Raw genomic sequence first — 19618 nt, 5'->3', positions numbered from 1 at the left:
TAATGTGTATTTTGCTAACTGCTTATCAAAATTATAAAACAGAAAAAGCAGTATGATTCTTATTGTTGACGACAAAAAGGAAAATCTTTTTTCACTCAAAACACTGTTACAGTTAAACCTGTATGATGTGGATACTGCTGTATCGGGAGAAGAAGCATTAAAAAAAATTCTTAAAACAGAATATGAGCTTATAATCCTCGATGTACAAATGCCCGGCATGGATGGTTATGAGGTGGCCGAAAACATTACGGGTTACAGCAAATCAAAAGATATTCCCATTATATTTCTTTCAGCCGTAAATATTGACAAGCGCTTTATTACAAAAGGTTATACTTCAGGTGGTGTTGATTATATTACCAAGCCTTTTGATCCCGATCTTTTATTGCTTAAAATAAAAACCTTTGCAAGGCTATACAAACAAACAAAAGAGCTAAATGATATTAAAAACAACCTTGCACAAAAAGTTGAAGAGAGAACAGCCGAATTAATTGAAGCCAATAAAGAACTGGAAGCAAGCAATACCGAATTACAGCAATATGCATTTATCGCTTCGCATGATTTGCAGGAACCGCTTAGAAAGATCATCACGTTCAGCCAGATAGTGAGAGAACGCTTTATAGAAAACGCCGATGCAAGCCAGTACATCAACAGGATTATTGCTTCGTCTGAAAGAATGCGCACGCTTATCAATGACCTTTTAAGTTATTCCCGGCTTGCCACCGATCCGGATTTTGTAACCGCTTCGCTCAATATAGTTATCCGCGGCGCCATTACCGATCTTGAATTGGTAATTAAAGAAAAAAAAGCAACTATCAGCGTTGATAACCTGCCAACAATTGAAATGATACCTGACCAGATACGGCAGGTGTTTCAAAATATTATCAGCAACGCTATTAAGTTTTCAAAACCCGGCATTGCCCCCGAAATGAAAATATGGAGCGATTTCACAAAACAGAAATCTGCCGAAAGCAAAGCCGCCGGAATGGGTGGTTATTGCCGCATCTATATTGAAGATAACGGCATTGGTTTTAATGAGCAGTATCTTGATAAAATCTTTACCATGTTTCAGCGACTGCATGGAAGATCAGAATACCAGGGAACGGGCATTGGCCTTAGCATTGTAAAAAAAATAATTGAAAAGCATAATGGCCTTGTTACGGCAAGAAGCAGGGAAAATAAGGGCACAACATTTATTTTAGTTCTGCCGGTATCGCAGGCAAAACCACCTGCTGTTTTACATAAATAAATTTAGATTATGAATTCAACCTTCAAAAGAAATCTATTGCTGCTGTATGGAATTTCTTTTTTACTGCTTATAGTGAGTGCAATAGCATCTTATGCAAGCATAAAAGGTTTATTGAACAGCCAAAGAGAAGTAGCACATACGAATGCGGTAATAAGCGAACTTGAAAATATTATATCGGCTTTAAAAGATGCCGAGACCGGGCAGCGCGGTTTTTTACTTACCGGTCAGGATCGCTTTCTTGAACCCTATACCGGATCTCTTTCAAGAACCTATACATCTATCAGTGAAGTAAAAAAGCTCAGCAATAATAATGACTTGCAGTTGCAAAGCGCTGAGCAGCTTAAACAGCTTGTAACAAAACGTTTAAGCAACCTTCAATTACTTATTGATAATAAACGCAGGGGCATAGCTCCATCTCCCGGTTCGCTGGATATGGGTAAAGTTTATATGGACAGTGTAAGGCTGTTGGTTCAAAAAATGGAAAACAGGGAAAGCGATCTTTTACAGGCCCGCACCGTAAGCCTGAACAGGCTTTCATCCTCTACCCCAACAATTATCGTTATAGCTTCTTTACTGTCTTTTGCAGTGGCATTGCTTTCTTTTTTCAGGGTAAACAGCGACCTGGAAAAGAGAACAAGACTACAGGAAGAACTTGAGCAAAAAGACAAGGATATAAATAAACGGCTTAATATTGTTCAAAGTATAGCTGATAAAATTTCAGCCGGCAATTATAAAACAAGAATAGGCGATGCAGGAAAAGATGTATTGGGCAATATTTCCCTGTCACTAAATAAAATGGCAGAGTCGCTTGATTCGGCTTTTACAAACCTGTCGCATAACGAATGGCTGCAAACCGGCATGGCGGGCCTTAATGATAAAATGATTGGTGAAAAAAATCTTAACCAGCTTGCCTACAACATTATTGATTTTATAACGGCCTATACAAAAATACCGGTAGCAGCTTTTTATCTTGCCGAAAATAATTCCCTTGTATTAACGTCCGGAATTGCGCTGGATGAAAGCAAAATAAAAAGAACCATAAACCTTGGTGAATATCTTGTAGGCCAAAGTGCAAAAAGCGGCAAAGAACTTTTACTGGAAGAGATTGATGAAACGGATATGATGATATCTTTTTCATCAGGCAGTTTAAAACCTAAAAACATCATGGCGGTGCCTATTTTTTTTGAAGGGAAACTAAAGGGCGCATTGGAACTGGCTTCGCCTAAAGAAATAGATGATTTAACCAAACAGTTCCTGCGCAGTTCTGGTTATAATATTGGTATGGCCATTCACACAGCGAGAAATCACCAGCGCCTGGAGGAATTATTAGCTGAAACACAGGCCCAATCTGAAGAACTGCAAAGCCAGCATAACGAGCTGGAAAATGTTAATGCCGAACTGGAAGTGCAGGCAGAGAAACTGCAGGCTTCGGAAGAAGAACTAAAAGTGCAACAGGAAGAGCTGATGCAATCCAATGTAGAGCTGGAAGAACGGAGCCGCCTGCTTGAAGAAAAAAACGAGCTGATTCTTGAACGCAACCTTGAAATACAGGCAAAAGCGGAGCAGCTCGAATTAATCACCAAGTATAAATCTGAATTTCTTGCAAACATGTCGCATGAATTGAGAACACCGCTTAATTCCATCCTGTTATTGGCAAGATTATTATCAGAAAATCATACCAGCAATTTAAGCAAGGACCAGATTGAATATGCTACGGTTATTCAAAATTCCGGCAATTCACTGCTCACACTTATCAACGAAATACTCGATCTCTCAAAAATAGAATCGGGCAAAATGGAAATGGAGTATAGCAGTGTGGCTGTTAAAGATTTGGTGAATGAATTGAACGCATTATTCGAACCACTTGCAAAAGACAAGGATATTATTTTTAAGATTGAAACAGATGAATCGGTAAACGAAGACATAGAAACAGACCGGTTGAAACTTGAGCAAATCCTGCGCAACCTTATTTCAAATGCACTGAAATTTACTAAACGCGGCTCTGTTAAGCTGAATATAAAAAAATTAAGCGATACTGTTGTTTTCACTATTACAGATACGGGTATCGGCATTCCGGCAGAAAAGCTTGAAACAATTTTTGAGGCTTTTCAGCAGGCCGACGGCTCCACCAAACGTCAATATGGCGGCACCGGGCTGGGCCTTTCAATAAGCCGTGAACTGGCCAAACTTTTATCTGGGCAAATAACCGTGAGCAGCGAAGAAGAAAAAGGCAGCACTTTTATACTCACCATTCCGGCAAACCGGAAATCATCTTATAAACCTTCCGGAAATAATGCAGCCCCGGTTGCAGAAACGCAGCCTGAAATTGTAGATACACATCTTACCAAAACACAGAACAGGGAATATATTTCAGATGTTATTCCCCAGCCTGTTCCGGACGACAGGAATAATATTTCAGCCACAGATAAAACCATCCTGATTGTGGAAGATGATACGGCATTTGCCAAATCGCTACTTGAATTTACGAGGCGAAAAAACTATAAAGGTATTGTGGCCGTGCGGGGCGATGAGGGTATTGAACTGGCAAGAAAGTATAAGCCCAATGGCATTTTGCTCGATATACAATTGCCTGTAAAAAGCGGGTGGGAAGTTATGGATGAATTAAAATCAGATCCGGAAACAAGACCCATACCGGTGCATATTATGTCATCGTACGATGCAAAAACAAAAAGCCTGCTTTCCGGCGCTGTTGATTTTATAAACAAGCCTGTGGCTTTTGAAAAAATGAGCGCTGTTTTTCAAAAGATAGAAAATGCATTAAGCAAGTATCCTAAAAAAGTGATGATAGTTGAAGAAAATCCCAAGCATGCAAAGGCACTGGCTTATTTTCTTGAAAGTTTTAATGTTTCGGCAGAAATAAAAGACTCCATAAGCGAAGGTATAAAAGCATTGAACAATGAAAATATAGACTGTGTTATTTTAGATATGGGCATACCCACCCAGGGCTCTTACAATACACTGGAAGAAGTGAGGAAAACACCGGGCATGGAAAGCCTGCCTATCATCATATTTACCGGCAAAAATTTAAGCCATGCAGAAGAAATGCGCATAAAACAATATGCCGATTCAATTGTTGTAAAAACAGCACATTCCTATCAAAGAATACTGGATGAGGTTTCGCTGTTTTTACACCTGGTAGAAGAAAGTAAAAAAGATAAAAAATCATCCAAATACAAACGCCTGGGCGAATTTGAAGAAGTATTAAAAGGCAAAACAGTTTTAATTGCAGATGATGATGTGCGCAATATTTTCTCGCTTACCAAATCGCTGGAAAATTATGGCATGAATGTAATTTCAGCCATTGACGGTAAGGATGCATTAAATCAACTGTCGCAGCATAAAAACATCGACATTGTTTTAATGGATATGATGATGCCTGAAATGGATGGTTATGAAAGCACTAAACGCATTCGTGAAAACCCGAGATACAGGAAACTGCCTGTTATTGCCGTAACGGCAAAAGCTATGATGGGCGACAGGGAAAAATGCATTAATGCAGGCGCATCGGATTATATAACAAAGCCGGTTGATGCAGACCAGTTGATTTCTTTATTACGCGTTTGGCTGTATGATTAAATAGCCGGCAGAAAGCTTTTAAATATTTTATCATCCAACCTTTTCAAACGGCTTAATAATTGCTAAGCACATTCAAAGTTTTTTACCGCCTCATTTATTAAAGATTCAAGTATGATAAAACGTATAATATGTATAATGCTGATGGTTGTAACCGTAAACATTGCATTCAGCCAAAACGATGATAAGGCCAATATTCTTGCTGTTGAACGAAACGCGGCAGATGCATTCAGCAAGCACAGCATTCCAACACTCCTGGCCATTTTTACGGATGATGCAACGATCATTACACCATCCGGCCAGTTAATCACCAAGCAACAATTGCAACAAAGGGCACAGCCTATCAACGGGCTTTCGCTGTCTGATATGCAGGTAAAAATTAAAGGTAATATTGCTATTGTAACCGGCCTGCAAACAGAAACGGGGAAAGATGCTTCAGGCGGACCTTATTCATTAAAAAGCCATTTTACCGATGTGCTTGAAAGAAAGAACGGTGCATGGTTTATAACGGCCAGCCAGGCAACCCCACTTCAATAATCAGTCAATATATTTCTTAAAGATTGTTGTTGCAATATGCCCGCCAAAACCAAATGTATTGTTCATGGCATAATGCGTTTCTCTTTGCTGTGCTTTATGCAGCGTGAAATCAAACATATCTTTAAAGCCAGGTTCTATATCTGTAGAATTAATGGTAGGCGGAATTATATTTTCCTGAACTGCTTTAATGCAGGCAATAGCCTCAATGGCGCCTGCGGCGCCTAAAAGATGTCCCGTCATTGATTTTGTAGCACTGATATTTAAATTATTTGCTTTGCCGAAAACTCTTTCAGCGGCTTTAAGTTCGCTAAGATCACCTTGCTGCGTTGATGTAGCATGCGCACTTAAATAATCTATATCAGCCGGTTGAATACCCGCATCTTCCAGCGCAGCAAGCATGCCTAAATAAGCGCCCTCACCGTCAGGATGCGTTCCCGTTAAATGATAAGCATCGGCAGCCATGCCGCCGCCTGCCACTTCAGCAATAATAGTGGCGCCGCGCTTTTTTGCATGTTCCAGGTCTTCCAGTATAATTGCGCCTGCACCTTCTCCCATTACAAAACCGTTTCGGTTTATGTCAAATGGCCTTGATGCCAGCGGCGGGCTATCATTGAATGTTGAAAGCGCTTTTGCAGATATAAACCCGCCCACTGCGCTTTGGGTTATAGGCGCTTCAGAACCGCCTGTAATAATCATGTCGGCTTTGCCCCATTTTATATAATTAAATGCATCAATAATGGCGGTATTGGAAGTAGCGCAGGCTGAAACGGTAGCAAAGTTGATACCTCTTAAACCATGTTTAATCGAAATAACACCGGAGGCAATATCCACTATCATTTTAGGAATGAGAAATGGACTAAACCTTGGTGTTCCATCGCCCAGCACAAATTCAGTTAGCTGCTCGTCATAAGTGGTAACACCGCCATTACCTGATCCCCATATAACACCAATGCGGTTCCTGTTAAGCTCCTCAAAGTTTATGCGGGCATTGACAATAGCTTCGTCAGCTGCAATAATCGCATATTGGGTAAACGGGTCGTATTTACGTGCCTCGGCCTTATTAATAAAATGCAGCGGATCAAAATTTTTAAGCTCGCAGGCAAACTTTGTTTTGAATTTCGTTGTATCAAATTTTGTAATCGGCCCTACGCCGTTAACGCCGTTTATCAGTGATCTCCAAAACTCGTTAAGATTATTGCCAATTGGCGTTAATGCACCCATTCCTGTTACAACAACTCTTTTCATTTATTATTAGTTAAGTCATTAATAATTGTTTCTTTAATTTTCTCAAAGTCCTTTTTGGTTGTTAGTCTCGTAAGTTGTACTGCAGCCAGCATATTGGTTATTATCATTAAAGCTTTGGTTCTGGCATCAATATCAAAGTAAAAAACCTTTTTTGCACGGCCTTCTTCCAAAATCGCAGTTACCCACTCAAGTATATGTTTAACCAGTTTTTTAAGTTCATCCTGGATTGCCGGTTCTACAGTGTACAGGTCCGTGGCCAGGGAACCTATAAGGCATATTTTATTTTCACTTTTAGCAATGGTATATATTGAAAAAAAAGCTCCTAATTTTTTCAGGCAGTCATTATCCTGGTTCTTTTTAATAACCTCAGACAACTGTTTTTGGTGTTGGGCTATAATGGCAATCCCTAAATCGGTTTTAGTAGGAAAATGGTAATGAATGGAAGCATTTTTAATATTAAGCTGTTTGCCAATATCAGTAAAGCTAAATGCATTGTATCCTTTTGCACGAATAAGCGCATCCGCAATATTTAATATTTCAGCCCTCGTATCCATTTTTTAGAAGCTGCAAATATACTTACCTATTAGTAGGTAGGCAAATTTGATTTTATCAACCTTTTATTAAACTATATCAGATAAATGGAAATTTTACAGCATGCCCTTCAATGCGAGTACGAGAATAACAATACCTAAAATGATACGGTAAACACCGAATGCCCTAAAGCCATGTTTTTGCAGGTAGCCTATAAAGGATTTTACAGCAATTAAAGCCACGATAAAAGATACCACGGCGCCAATGGCAAGCACGCTTATATTACTGCTAACCAACGTATCGGGATGATCTTTATACACATCCCAAAAACTCTTTACCGAAGCGGCAAACATGGTAGGTACAGCCAGAAAAAAAGAAAATTCAGCAGCCAGTGTACGGGTTAACTTTTGCTGCATGCCGCCCACAATCGTGGCAGCGCTGCGGCTTAAGCCGGGCAGCAATATGGCAAGGCATTGAAAGCAACCGATAGCAAAAGCTTTGGGCAATGATATCTCTTTTTCATCATGAATAATATTGCGCTTGAAAAGTTTATCAATAAACAGCAGTAATATACCGCCACCAATCATAACACAGGAAATGAAGATCAGATTATCCAGCGCGGTATCAATATAATCCTTTAAGATAGCGCCAACTATAAGCGCCGGAATTACAGCAATGATGAGCTTAAGATAAAAAGTAGTGCGTTTGAAATCAAAGAATTTTTTATAGAAAATTACAACAACGGAAAGTATGGCTGCAAACTGAATAACCACTTCAAACATATCCACAAAGGGCGAAGGCTGTATGCCAAGAAAAGGATTGGCAAAGCGCATGTGAGCCGTGCTCGATATAGGGAGGAATTCGGTTAAGCCTTCAATTATAGCAATAATAATAGCCTGGAATATTGTCATAGCCTGTTTTGGTGATTATTATATTAATCGGAATGAAAAAAGAAAAGCGCTTTACAGCGCTTTATGCATTTGCGGGTTGAACAGGCTTGCGAAAGATTGCGTAAATCTCCACCAGCAAACCAAGCACAATAAGTATAGGTGCTATGGTAACCCTTGTTGTGCTGTACACAACTTTATAATCGAATGTATTGGGATCTGTATTTTTTCCACCGCTCAGCAGCACCATTCCAAGTATAATTATGATGCCGCCGATGAGCATCCATTTATAATTTTCTTTATTGAACAATGCCGGTGCATCCGTGGCTTTCGCGGTTTTTACCTGCTGAGGTTGCGGTGATGTTTGTTTTTTTAATTCAGCCATTATTATCAATTATAAACCGCAAGATAGGGATTTGGATTTTAGTTACCAGAAATTGTATATAACGGGCATAATTTTAACTAAAGCTGAATTGTTTCCGTTATGATTCACCTATTGTCAACTTATCAACCAATCAACTTCCATCCTACTCTGTCCTGAACCAATCAAAATCTACATAACCGCCTAATTCTTTAGTGGCATAATTGAACAGACAGAATTTATTACCGGTGAAAATTTTCAGGCTAAACCGCATCCCTAATTCATTACCAAGAGCTTTAAAGGTTTTATTATCAGTGCTGTATTCAAACATAGCTTTGGAGGTAACATTGGAAGCTATGGTTCGGAAAAAAATGGTTGATGCATTAACCGCTACCGAATCAACCACTTTACCATTATTCACCATGACCAGGTATTTACGGTTACCATTTTGTTTAACGCCAATATAGGCATAAGGATCCTGGAGCATGGCAAGACCTGCAATATCACCATCCTGCATGTGGGCAACATCCATTTTTGCAGTTGCAACGGTTGGAATTGCTTGATCGTGCTTAGCAAAAGGCCGTTGCGTAAGCGTATTGCGCGCCATGGTAAAATCTGATGTGATGGCAGCTGTTTTCAATCTTAAATAACCAGGCTTTTCCTCGAGTGACCATTTGGTATCATCAGGATTATGGTTCCAGCTCCATTGCATGCCTAATACCTTTCCCTTAAATTCATCGGATGTAGGAAAATCTTTAATGGGATAGGTCTTACCAACGTTAGGCTTTTTATAAGTTGTAACCGCTTTGCCATTCACGCCAATCATCGGCCAGCCATCTTCCCATGTTACAGGCTGCAAGGAAGGAAATCTTCCCAATGGTCCGCTGTCCACAAATAAAATCGTCCACCATTCGCCGGTCTGTGTTTGAATTAATGCGCCCTGGTGAATGCCATAATTAATGCCTTTGGTGGTATCATAAATAAGCAGCTTTTGTTCATACGGGCCATAAATATTTTTGGAGCGTAAAGCCACTTGCATTCCATCCCTTCCGCCGTAAGTGCAATACAAATAATAATAACCATTGATTTTATACACATGCGTTCCTTCAAGCCCTTTGCGTATATCGCCTGTATAAACCAGTGAATCGGGGCCAATGGCAACAAGGCTGTCATTCACTTCGGTAATAGAAATTTTGCTATAACCTTGTGCCACGTAAACCTTACCGTTATCATCAAAAAATAAACCCGGGTCGTAAAATCCTTTGGGCAGATGCGTTATATGCCAGGGGCCTTCCGCCTTAGCTGCAGTCAACATGAAGCCGCCTTCATTCAACGTAATAAAAAGCAAATAAAATTTTCCATTGTGATATTTTATACTCGTAGCCCACTGCCCATGCCCGTAACGATTGCAAGTATCAAGGTCGTAACATTTGCTGAAATCGAAGCGCGGTACCGCGTTGCTGCAATATTCCCAGTTTACTAAATCGTGCGATTTTAAAACAGTAACACCGGGAAATACAAACATTGTTGTTGTTACCATATAATAGGTATCGCCAACGCGTATCACGTCCGGGTCAGGAAAATCTGCAGAGATCAATGGATTGGTGTAAGTGCCATTGCCATTATCGCTATGCACATTTTGGGCATTAACATTCAAATATAGAAAAGATAAAAGGGAAAAAGTGGCTATAATTTTATTCATCATTGATACTTATTTAATCACTTTTCGGCATACTCATACCTGGAAAATTATTAGTTCTTAAACGTCTCAGGCACCTTCAATACCGCCTCCAATGCGGGTTTCGGCTCAAGGTTCCTGCTCCACAATAAAGGGTAATTTGTCCTGCCCGGGATAGGATAACCATTCTTCCAGCTCATGCCATCCTGCACGCCCCATAATGTTACCCGTGCTATCTTATCTCTTCGTTTATAAAAAATCTTAAACAATGCTTCATACCTGTTTGCTAAAACAGTTTGCATGCTATCCGGTAATCCCTTTTGATAAGGGTCAAAAAAAGTTTTAAACTCTTCCAGTTGAAATTGCTTATCCGCCATCCCCTGCCCTATTACCTGCCCTTCTTTGGTCAGCGGCAATACATCAACATCCAGTTCTGTTATCATTACTTTCACACCGCAGGCTGCATATGCATCAATAGCATCTTCAATGTATTTTGTTTTAGGATAATTCAAACCCCAATGGCCCTGTATGCCCACACCATCAATGCGGATGCCTTGTTTCTGTAGCGTCTTTATCATACGCACAATTCCATTCCTTTTTTCAGGCCGCCAGGCATTAAAATCGTTGTAGTATAATTCTGTATTGGGCGCATATTGCGCTGCAAATTTGAAAGCATACGTTACCAGTGTATCGCCATTGCCAAAGGCTTTTACCCATGAGGTGTTTTCACGGTAGCTTCCGTCATTATCTATCACCTCATTCACTACATCCCAGGCATTTACGCGGCCTGCATATCGCCCGGCCACGGCTTGTATATGGCTCCGCAATCTTTCTATTTGTTCTTCTTTTGTATTGGGTTTTCCGGCGGCATTGGTAAAAAACCAGTCAGGGCACTGGTTATGCCATACAAGCGTGTGGCCCACTATAAACATGTGATATTTTTCACCAAAAGCAACAAATTCATCTGCGGGGCCAAAATTATAAACACCGGGTTTGGGATTGATGAGCGCCGCTTTCATTACATTCTCCGGCGTTATTGCATTGAACTCTTTTATTACGATAGCCTGCGTGGCCTTATCACTCCCTGATGTAATGCCAGGTGTAACCGCCGTGCCCATCAGAAAGGCATCTTTATAAACATCTTTTAATGTTTGCGTGTTGCCTGAATTCTGTGCATGTGCATTCATACCAAGCACACAATTCATTATTATAAAAAAAGAGGTAAGCTGTTTCATTTATTTTGATTTTACCAACCGAACATAATAAACCGGTCCTGCTGAACTTCCATTCAGCGCTACAAATTTTATCCGCACATGCTCTTTATCTTTCACCATTTCACCGGGAATCGAATAGGTTATTTCTTTGAATTGCGACAGATTCCATCTGCCGGTATTATCTTCTGTTACTAATTTTTTATCATCTATATAAATTTCAAATTTGTGGCTGCCCCATTCAGCGCCCCAGTAACGAACCATCAGGCTTAAATCCGTTTGATTATTCGTTGGCATGTTATAGCTAAAATAACCGCCGTTAAAGGCTTCACGAAACATTTGATCCTGGTTATTGCCGGTTCTTGATTTTTCATTTTGCATCGCATGGTCAACTTCAGGTTGCTGTTCGCCGGGGCTTACAAAATCAACGGTACGTTTTTCTAAATCGAGTTTCTCTTTTTCAGAGGCCGCAATCGAATCAATATATTTTTGATAACCCGCATTGCTCAATGCCATCCAATACATCATATACCTTGCATCATAAATTTGATAGAAAGGTTGCAACTCTATCTTAACCGGATTAACCACTTTTACATCCTTCACCTTAAAATGAAGCGGTTCATTTTTTACGGGAATTAAATTATGGGTGAGAGATGATATATTATCAGCAACAAAAATTGGCGCTTTATCTACCGGTAATTTTTTCCCGCCGGGAATATGCCCCCAGCGGCTGTCGTCTGCTACCAGTCCTTTCATATCTTCTGTTCCTGTTTTTGCACCGAGCAAAATGGGCCCGTGCATAACAGCAATGTATTGCGGAACATCCGGTAAATGCGAGATGGTATTATGCATCGGCAAAGTAATTTCTATCACATCACCTTTCTTCCATTCGCGGTTGATAGACACATAAGAAGAAGGATGATTTTGAATGGAGATATCTCTACCATTCACTTTAATTTTTAGTGCGCCATCAGCCACCCACCACGGATAACGAATCATCAAATTGAATAATAAATTCCCTTCGGTGATAAGCAACTTCGTTTTTTCTTCGTAAGGAAATTTGGTTTGCTGCGTGAAGTGAATTCCTTTTTCTTTCCAGTTTAATTCAGACGCGACAAACAGGTTTACAAACAATGAATCGCCGGAATGCGTATATATAAATTCATTGTATTTTCCATGATTTTCCATGCCTGTGCCCACACAGCACCACATGGCTTCATTGGGTGCAGAATACACTTTATAGCTTCTTGGGCGAACCGGCGTAAAATAAACGTAACCGCCGGTTTCAGGATTTTGGGTAGAAAGAATATGATTGTAGATGGTGCGCTCATAATAATCTGCATATTTTGCCGAAGGATTTCTTCTGAATAAATCTTCAGTAAGCTTCAGCATATTGTTGGAATTACAACTTTCCGGCCCTTCAACATCATTAATAAAATCAATGCAGGAGGCAGCGCTTGGAAAAAATTCACGACGGCTGTTTCCCCCAAACGCTAATGTGCGATTCGTGGTAACCGTTTGCCAGAAAAAACTTCCTGCATCGGCATATTTTTTATCGCCGCTCAATTCGCCAATCCTTGCAAAGCCAATCGCCTTCGGCACTTGCGTGTTGGCATGTTTGTTATCAAGGTTATCAATGCCTTCAGACATTGGATTTAAAAGCATGTGATGCGAAAATCTTTCTGCAGCAATCAAATATTTTTTATCACCTGAAATGGCGTAAGCATCCGCCAGCACTTCATTCATGCCGCCTTGTTCCGTATCAAGCATCGATTGCATTTGGGCATCCGTTAAATTAGAAGTAATGTTAATCGCCCAATCGCAAAAAAGTAAAAACATGTTTTTTGCCTGTTCACTGCCGGCGTATATCCACGCATCGCGTAAACCTGCATACATTTTATGAACATTATACCACGGAACCCAGGCCGCGTGAAAGGCTTTGAAATCGCCATTTTGTACAGACTTCCAAACAGCGGCGCTATTGGGAACACCACCTACATAACCAATGCCCCAGCTTTTATTATTCTTTGCATTGGCATCCTGGCATTTTTGCAATTCAGCAATCATGTACAACATTCTTTTTTTGCATTCCGCATTGCCGGTAGCCGCATTAATGGCCATTGCCGTTAAATAATGGCCGCCAATATGCCCGTCTAATCCTTCCCAGTTGGTATAGCTTGAGTCTCTTGGTTTTAATCCCGCTTCTTTTAAATAAGGGGACAGCAAACGGTCAACATTATATTTTAAAAGTGTTTGAATATTGAGGTCGCGTGCATGTTTAAAAGGCCCATCCAATAATTTCACTTCACTTAAATCAAATTCGTTGGGATATAATTTTTCCTGGGCATAAACCGCATTAAAAGCAAGGCTGTTTATGCCCAGGGCTGCTGAAAAAATGAATACCTTATTTAGTTGAATCCGTTTTAAAAAACGTTTAATCATTGTCTTTCCTTTTAGGTTGTCCGTGTACCGGTCTTCATACACTTTTACGGCGTTTAATTCAAATAGTAAGCTATTCCTTCACCCTTGTCAACTTGGTTTCGCCTCTTTCATTTTTGGTAATGATCTGGTCATCACTTACCAGCTCACCGGTGAAATCAATACTGTTGCCGTTAAAACTAATGCTGTAAGAAAAGTTCTTTCCATCTACTTTTCCATTCTCTAATGACACTTCACCAAATTGTGATTTGATAATGCCCGTTAATGTATCTCCCTCCACTTTAAAAGTGTAATTAAATTCCATGGTGCCGTTTGGCGTTTCGCGGCTGCCTTTCCAGTTACCGTCAATGGTATTTTGTGCTTTGGTTATCATAAACCCAAGCAGGAGTAATGCTGTGAGTAAATACTTCATAATGATTGTTTTTATTATGTTTAAAAATTGAGAGGCTATTTTATTTTCACCGGTGAATGGTTATCATTTGCTTGTTTTAATTTCAAAAATGTTTACAGAATAAGGAGCCAGTTTCGGTGAAAATGACTTCTTGATTCCTTTGATCGTTTCAGTAACCGGAATAATTTTTTCGCGGTCCGTAATGGAATTCGTTTCCTCAGGATGATCGCCTTTTACCATTACCAAATTTGCTTCGGGAGCTACAGTTGAAATTCCATCAAGATTTATTTTTACCGCTTGTTTGTTTGCGGTTGTATTTACGATTTTCAAATAGATCGTTCCCGTTGCATCATTCATCGTGGCCGAATAAAATATAGTTGGAACCAATTTAGGCGCTTTGCCTTCCGCGCTGTCTTTTTTCGAAAGCGGGGCTTTTTGTGTTGGTATGTTCGTAGCCGTTGCCGGCACAATTTTATTTCCCAGATAATGACTGAATAATTTCTGTACATAATAGGATGGCGAGCCGTAACTGTTCAACGCATCATATCCTATTAAATCTGAATCCCATTGCCACGCCCTTTTTCCGTTTGCATCTGTGCTTACGTTTACCAATAAAGGTGCATAGCAAGACATGATTATCAAATCTGCATTGCGTTCCATGCCGGTCATCCAGGCGGCATCGCCAAGTGCCGCATTTAAATTAGTGGTTGGCTTGCCTTCCCTTGTGGCCCATTCGCCCACAAAAATTTTAGGCCCGTTGCGGTCGTAGGAATCATATTGTGAAGCATTTTCCCACATATCCCATGAGTTGCGGTAATAATGTTCGTCCACCACATCTGCGTCTTTTCCCTTCACGCTCATAGCAGGATATTGTGTTTTTGGGATAGTAGAAATGCAGGTGATATTAGGATATTTTGCTTCAATGGCTTCCCTGAATTGTTTAAACCTGCCATCGTAACTATTGCTCCTGTCAAACCAGTCTTCATTACCAATTTCAACATACTGCAGTTTGAACGGATCCGGATGCCCGTCCCTGGCGCGTTTGGCGCCCCAGTAAGTGGATGTATCGCCAATAACATATTCTATCTCATCGAGCGCATCATCCACATAAGGTTTTAAAAGCGGCCCGGCATCAATATGGTCACCGTCCAATGAATAACCGGCATAAACGCCTAAAACCGGCTCTGCGCCCATGTTTTCTGCCCATAATAAAAATTCAAGCAGCCCCATGCCATCAGAAGCGCGATAACCCCACGAACCATTATGGCCGGGCCTGTTGGCAATGGGGCCCAGCGTTTCTTTCCAGGGAAAAGCATCCGTAATCTTCGGTCCTTCCAAAAAATTCCCGCCGGGGAAACGCAGGAACTTTGGTTTCATATCTACCAGCATTTGCATCAGGTCTGGCCGGAAACCATTGGATTGATCCTTATAGGTTGGCGGAAATAATGAAACGAGGTTGAAATAATACACACCAACTCTATCCGTAGAAATCACAAAACGTGCTTCTTTCGTAGGCTTCACATCAGCGGCCGTTGTCAGGTTCACTTCGTATTGTTTCCAGTAAATACTTTTCTCAAGATTAATAGTGCCTTTTGCATAAACCGTTTTGCCGTCATTACTTTCAATAGAAACCGTTATTGGGCCCGGTGTGTTATTTTCAATTACAGGCAGCGGCGGCTTAGTTGGCTTTGGTTCCCAGGGCCAGCGTGGCGGTTCCCTGCGGTCGGTTCCTTTTATATAAAATGAGGCTTTATAGGTAGTAGAAGGTTTTACCGGAATACCCCAATAACCTTCATTGGCAACGCCCACTCTTCCATCCGCTTTTTCAACAGTGAGTCTCAAACAAGCCTGCAAAGCGCCATTGAGGGCATTTCTGCGTTCATCATTGGGCACATGTTCTTCAGCCGCTATCAGTTTTATAACTGCTTCTGATGAAGCATTTTCTTTTACAAGGCTCCAGCCTTCGGGTTCTGTTTTGCTGTCTTTAAAAACCCTGTTACGAATCAGCTCGGCATACAATCCGCCATCATAAGAATGGTTAATTTCTTCCGTCATCAACCCATATAACATCGGGCTGACATCTTTGTTTGCCTGCGCAATATTCAGATTAATTACAGGTGTTTGGGAAAAAGCAGGATTGATTATGAAGCCGGCTGCAATCAGCAACAGTAAAGGAAGTTTTTTCATTGTGACAAATCTTATGTTTAACATTTTGCTCATGATTGATATTTTTATTTGTTCATCCAGTTATTGTTTTGCATCCATTCAAATAATGGCTCCATCCACCCCGGGTGCCTGAATACAAAACCGTGATCGCCTTTTTGATAGATATGCATTTCCACGGGCACTTTGTTGTGCCTTAATTTTTCAAAATAAATAATGCTGTTGTCCACATCTACCACTTTATCATCAGCAGCCACCGTGATATAGGCAGGCGGTGCATTTTTATCTACCTGCAATTCATTAGAATAAAGATCAATGGTTTCTTTTGAAGGATTATTTCCCAACAATTGTGTGCGCGAGCCTTTGTGAGCAAGACTATCCTGCATGCTGATGACGGGATACACCAAAATCTGAAAATCAGGCCGCAGGCTGGCGTTGCTTTTATTTTCTATCAGCGCCTTATTAAAATGCGTTGCTTCCGTGGAAGCCACATGGCCGCCGGCAGAAAAACCCATAATGCCAACCTTATCCGGGTTGATGCCCCAGGCGGCTGCGCTGTCCCGCACCATTTTAATCGCCTGCTGCGCATCCTGTAATGGTGCAATGGTTTTATTTACCTGGAAAGAATCGTTGGGCAAACGGTATTGCAACACAAATGCCGCAACACCTTTTTCGGTAAATTCTTTGGCAACATTTATTCCTTCACCACCATAAACAATTACGCTGTAGCCGCCGCCGGGACAAATCACTATTGCCGTACCATTCGTCTTATCTTTTTCCGGCAAAAACATTTGCAATGTTGGTGTAATAACCCGCCGAATCAACCCTTCTGAAGGATTTTCAGGAATATTTTTTAGCACCGTTTTTTTTGAATCCGGAATATGGCCCGGATAAAGGTTCACGATCCGCTGCGCCTGGACAGCAAATGGAAATAAACAGAATCCAATAAAAAGAATTTTTAGCATTTTCATTTGCTTTTAATATTTGCTAGGTTTAATAATTCAATAAAAACAGGCATAAAACTGAAAATGATGATTTATTTTTTAAAAAGCAATTGTGCAAACTGCTCCAAATCCCTTCTCCATGTAAGCCATTCATGGGCAGTTCCCGGCGATTGGTAAAACACGTATTTAATTCCCTGCTTGTCTAACATATTCCTGAATGCCCCAACAGATCCGGGAAATGGATTGGGCTCCTTTGTTCCCAATCCAAGAAACAGCACTTTAAATTGCTTATTGACTGCGGCGCCATCATTAAATTTTCCATCCAAAAATGTAGCAGAATCAATCACATCCGTGCTGGGATAATTGGAAGTGCCACTGAAAGCCCCAAGCGCAGAAAACTTGTCCAAATTATTCATGATAATGCGCATGGTTTGATTGGCGCCCATTGAGAGGCCTGCAATCGCCCTGTGTTCGCGATTGGCCATGGTTCTGAATTTTCCATCAATCATCGGCACAATTTCGTTTATCATCACTTCTTCAAAAACAGGCTGGGGACGGGTCTTACTATCGGCAGGATTATCGGACAGTTTAGATGCGTATCCATTATCCATCACAATAATCATCGGCACGGCTTTGCCGGCGGCAATTAAATTGTCAAGGATCAGGTTAGCATGCCCCTGCCGCGACCAGCCGGTCTCATCTTCAAAACTTCCATGTTGCAAATACAAAACGGGGTAACGTGTTTTTGTATCTTTTTCATAGCCCGGAGGCGTATAAACAAAGCAACGCCTCCATGCATTAGTCAATTTTGAAAAATATAGATTTTCACTTACCAGCCCGTGTGGCACATCTTTCAGCGCAAAGAAATCCTGGTCCGGGGCTGGAACTTCAACTCCGCTTCCCCAGCGCCCGGCCCCATAGAAATAAAGCGTGCCGGGGTCTGGAACAGAAACGCCATCTATGTTCAGTTGATAATAATGAAAGCCTTCATCCTGCGGCAGCGATTCGCCTGTCCACACGCCTTTCTCATCTTTCACCATATCATATTTTTTCCCGCCAATATCAAGCTGCACTTTATTGGCATTAGGCGCAGCAATACTGGCACGAACCCGGCCATCGGCGCTTACCTGCGGATATTGCTTTCCAGGCGCGTTGGTAGCGGAAGGTTTAAAACCATCTGATTGTGCAAAACAGGAGATGCCTAATAAAAATATAACTGTAAAAAAGATGAAACGTTTGTAATTCATCATAAAAAAGTTTTAGTGAGTAGTACGGTTCCTATTTACTTGAACAACAGCGGTGCCAGCTCATGCAGGCTGCGTCTCCACGTCAGGAATTCGTGAGCGGTATTTTCAGACACATAAGAAACTGCATTATACCCCGCGCCTTTCAATGTTGTCACCGCATTCTTAACTGCTTCGGGCCTTTCTTTGCTGCCGCAACTTATAAAGATGAGCTTAGGCTTTGATTTGTCTTTCAATTCATCGGGTGTATAAATGCCCCCGCTCAGCAAAGCATAATAAGAAAATACATCAGGCTTATTCAGCGTGATGGTGTGTGTTTCCATGCCGCCCATTGAAAGCCCGGCCATAGCACGATGTTCTTTATCAGCAATCGTGCGAAAATGTGCATCAACATAAGGAATCAATTCATCAATGAGCACCGTTTGAAAAGGGTCAATTTTAAATTCTTTCATGTGGCCCCATTTTAATTCATTGGTCATTCCGTAAGTCATTACGATGATGAATGGTTTTGTTTTGCCTTCGGCAATCAGGTTATCCATGATAAGATTGGCGTGACCCTGGTTGCTCCATGCAGTTTCATCTTCGCCCCAGCCATGCTGCAGATACAAAACAGGATATTTTTCAGATTTGTTTTTTTCATATCCCGGCGGTGTATATACGAAAGCGCGCCTTGATGTATTGGTGCTTTTTGAAGGGAAAAGAATTTGCTGTACATGGCCGTGCGGAACATCTTTCAGTGCATAAAAATCCTGGTCGTGAGCAGGTATTTCAATACCGCTTTCCCAACGCGTAGAGCCATAAAAATTCAAGGTGCCCGGGTCATTGAAAGTGCCGCCATCTACTGTGAGATGATAATAATGAAAACCTTCATCCATCGGCCCTTCGGTGGTGCCGGTAAAAAATCCATCCGCTCCTTTTGTGAGCAATGTGCCGCCTCTTCCACCTAAGCCGAGGCTTACACGAACGCTATCCGCTTCGGGTGCTTTAATTTTAAATCTTGCATATCGCTGGGAATTTACCTGCGGATATTCCTGCCCCGGCTGGTTTAAAGTGGAAGGCTTAAAATCTTCCGTAACATCTTGCGCCATACAGGCGTGGCCGGCTACAACAGCCACCGACAAAAAGAGTGCTTGTTTTAATTTCATTT

The 19618-nt window shown here is 41.1% G+C and carries 15 protein-coding genes; 3 read left to right on the top strand and 12 right to left on the bottom strand.

Annotated features, from left to right (window positions below; genetic code table 11):
* The first annotated feature begins 52 nt into the window (after nt 1–52).
* The 3 genes from ACTHN6_RS02855 (at nt 53) to ACTHN6_RS02845 (ending at nt 5377) form a co-directional block, all read left to right on the top strand.
* Nucleotides 53–1246, top strand: coding sequence for a hybrid sensor histidine kinase/response regulator (locus ACTHN6_RS02855; protein ID WP_440434201.1), 1194 nt, complete (start codon nt 53–55; stop codon nt 1244–1246).
* A 9-nt stretch (nt 1247–1255) separates the two neighbouring features.
* Nucleotides 1256–4843, top strand: a complete 3588-nt coding sequence (locus tag ACTHN6_RS02850) for a response regulator (RefSeq protein WP_440434200.1) — start codon at nt 1256–1258, stop codon at nt 4841–4843.
* Nucleotides 4844–4954: 111 nt separating this feature from the next.
* The gene (locus tag ACTHN6_RS02845) at nt 4955–5377 is read left to right on the top strand and encodes a YybH family protein (protein ID WP_440434199.1); all 423 of its coding nucleotides are present in this window, start codon (nt 4955–4957) and stop codon (nt 5375–5377) included.
* Here the strand turns inward: ACTHN6_RS02845 and fabF are convergent, their stop codons facing one another.
* From fabF to ACTHN6_RS02785, 12 genes are all read right to left on the bottom strand, one after another.
* Nucleotides 5378–6622: a beta-ketoacyl-ACP synthase II gene (fabF, locus tag ACTHN6_RS02840; protein ID WP_440434198.1), complete on the bottom strand. Its 1245-nt coding sequence runs from the start codon at nt 6620–6622 to the stop codon at nt 5378–5380.
* On the bottom strand, nt 6619–7176 hold the full coding sequence (locus tag ACTHN6_RS02835; protein ID WP_440434197.1) for a TetR/AcrR family transcriptional regulator: 558 nt from the start codon (nt 7174–7176) through the stop codon (nt 6619–6621). Before ACTHN6_RS02835 ends, fabF begins: the two co-directional genes overlap by 4 nt.
* Nucleotides 7177–7269: 93 nt before the next feature.
* Complete coding sequence (locus tag ACTHN6_RS02830) at nt 7270–8064, bottom strand: undecaprenyl-diphosphate phosphatase (RefSeq protein ID WP_440434196.1); 795 nt, start codon at nt 8062–8064, stop codon at nt 7270–7272.
* Between the two features lie 61 nt (nt 8065–8125).
* A complete protein-coding gene (locus tag ACTHN6_RS02825; RefSeq protein ID WP_440434195.1) occupies nt 8126–8425 on the bottom strand; it encodes a DUF3098 domain-containing protein in 300 nt (99 codons plus the stop codon).
* A gap of 142 nt (nt 8426–8567) precedes the next feature.
* Nucleotides 8568–10106, bottom strand: a complete 1539-nt coding sequence (locus tag ACTHN6_RS02820) for a glycoside hydrolase family 43 protein (protein WP_440434194.1) — start codon at nt 10104–10106, stop codon at nt 8568–8570.
* 47 nt (nt 10107–10153) lie between these two features.
* Nucleotides 10154–11314 carry an endo-1,4-beta-xylanase gene (locus ACTHN6_RS02815; protein WP_440434193.1) on the bottom strand — a complete coding sequence of 387 codons (1161 nt, stop codon included), beginning with the start codon at nt 11312–11314 and terminating at the stop codon, nt 10154–10156.
* Nucleotides 11315–13732, bottom strand: a complete 2418-nt coding sequence (locus ACTHN6_RS02810; protein ID WP_440434192.1) for a beta-L-arabinofuranosidase domain-containing protein — start codon at nt 13730–13732, stop codon at nt 11315–11317.
* Nucleotides 13733–13802: 70 nt separating this feature from the next.
* Entirely contained in the window at nt 13803–14141 is a 339-nt protein-coding gene (locus ACTHN6_RS02805) for a hypothetical protein (protein WP_440434191.1), read from the bottom strand.
* A 63-nt stretch (nt 14142–14204) separates the two neighbouring features.
* Nucleotides 14205–16307 carry an alpha-L-arabinofuranosidase C-terminal domain-containing protein gene (locus ACTHN6_RS02800; RefSeq protein WP_440434190.1) on the bottom strand — a complete coding sequence of 701 codons (2103 nt, stop codon included), beginning with the start codon at nt 16305–16307 and terminating at the stop codon, nt 14205–14207.
* A gap of 44 nt (nt 16308–16351) precedes the next feature.
* Nucleotides 16352–17254 carry an alpha/beta hydrolase gene (locus ACTHN6_RS02795; RefSeq protein ID WP_440434189.1) on the bottom strand — a complete coding sequence of 301 codons (903 nt, stop codon included), beginning with the start codon at nt 17252–17254 and terminating at the stop codon, nt 16352–16354.
* A gap of 65 nt (nt 17255–17319) precedes the next feature.
* A complete protein-coding gene (locus ACTHN6_RS02790; protein WP_440434188.1) occupies nt 17320–18477 on the bottom strand; it encodes an alpha/beta hydrolase-fold protein in 1158 nt (385 codons plus the stop codon).
* 32 nt (nt 18478–18509) lie between these two features.
* Entirely contained in the window at nt 18510–19616 is a 1107-nt protein-coding gene (locus ACTHN6_RS02785; RefSeq protein ID WP_440434187.1) for an alpha/beta hydrolase-fold protein, read from the bottom strand.
* Nucleotides 19617–19618: the final 2 nt, after the last annotated feature.

This window comes from Parafilimonas sp., from assembly GCF_051953455.1.
Taxonomy (GTDB): domain Bacteria; phylum Bacteroidota; class Bacteroidia; order Chitinophagales; family Chitinophagaceae; genus Parafilimonas.
Note: the sequence above shows the minus strand (reverse complement) of the source record. Positions and strands in the feature narration are given on the sequence as shown.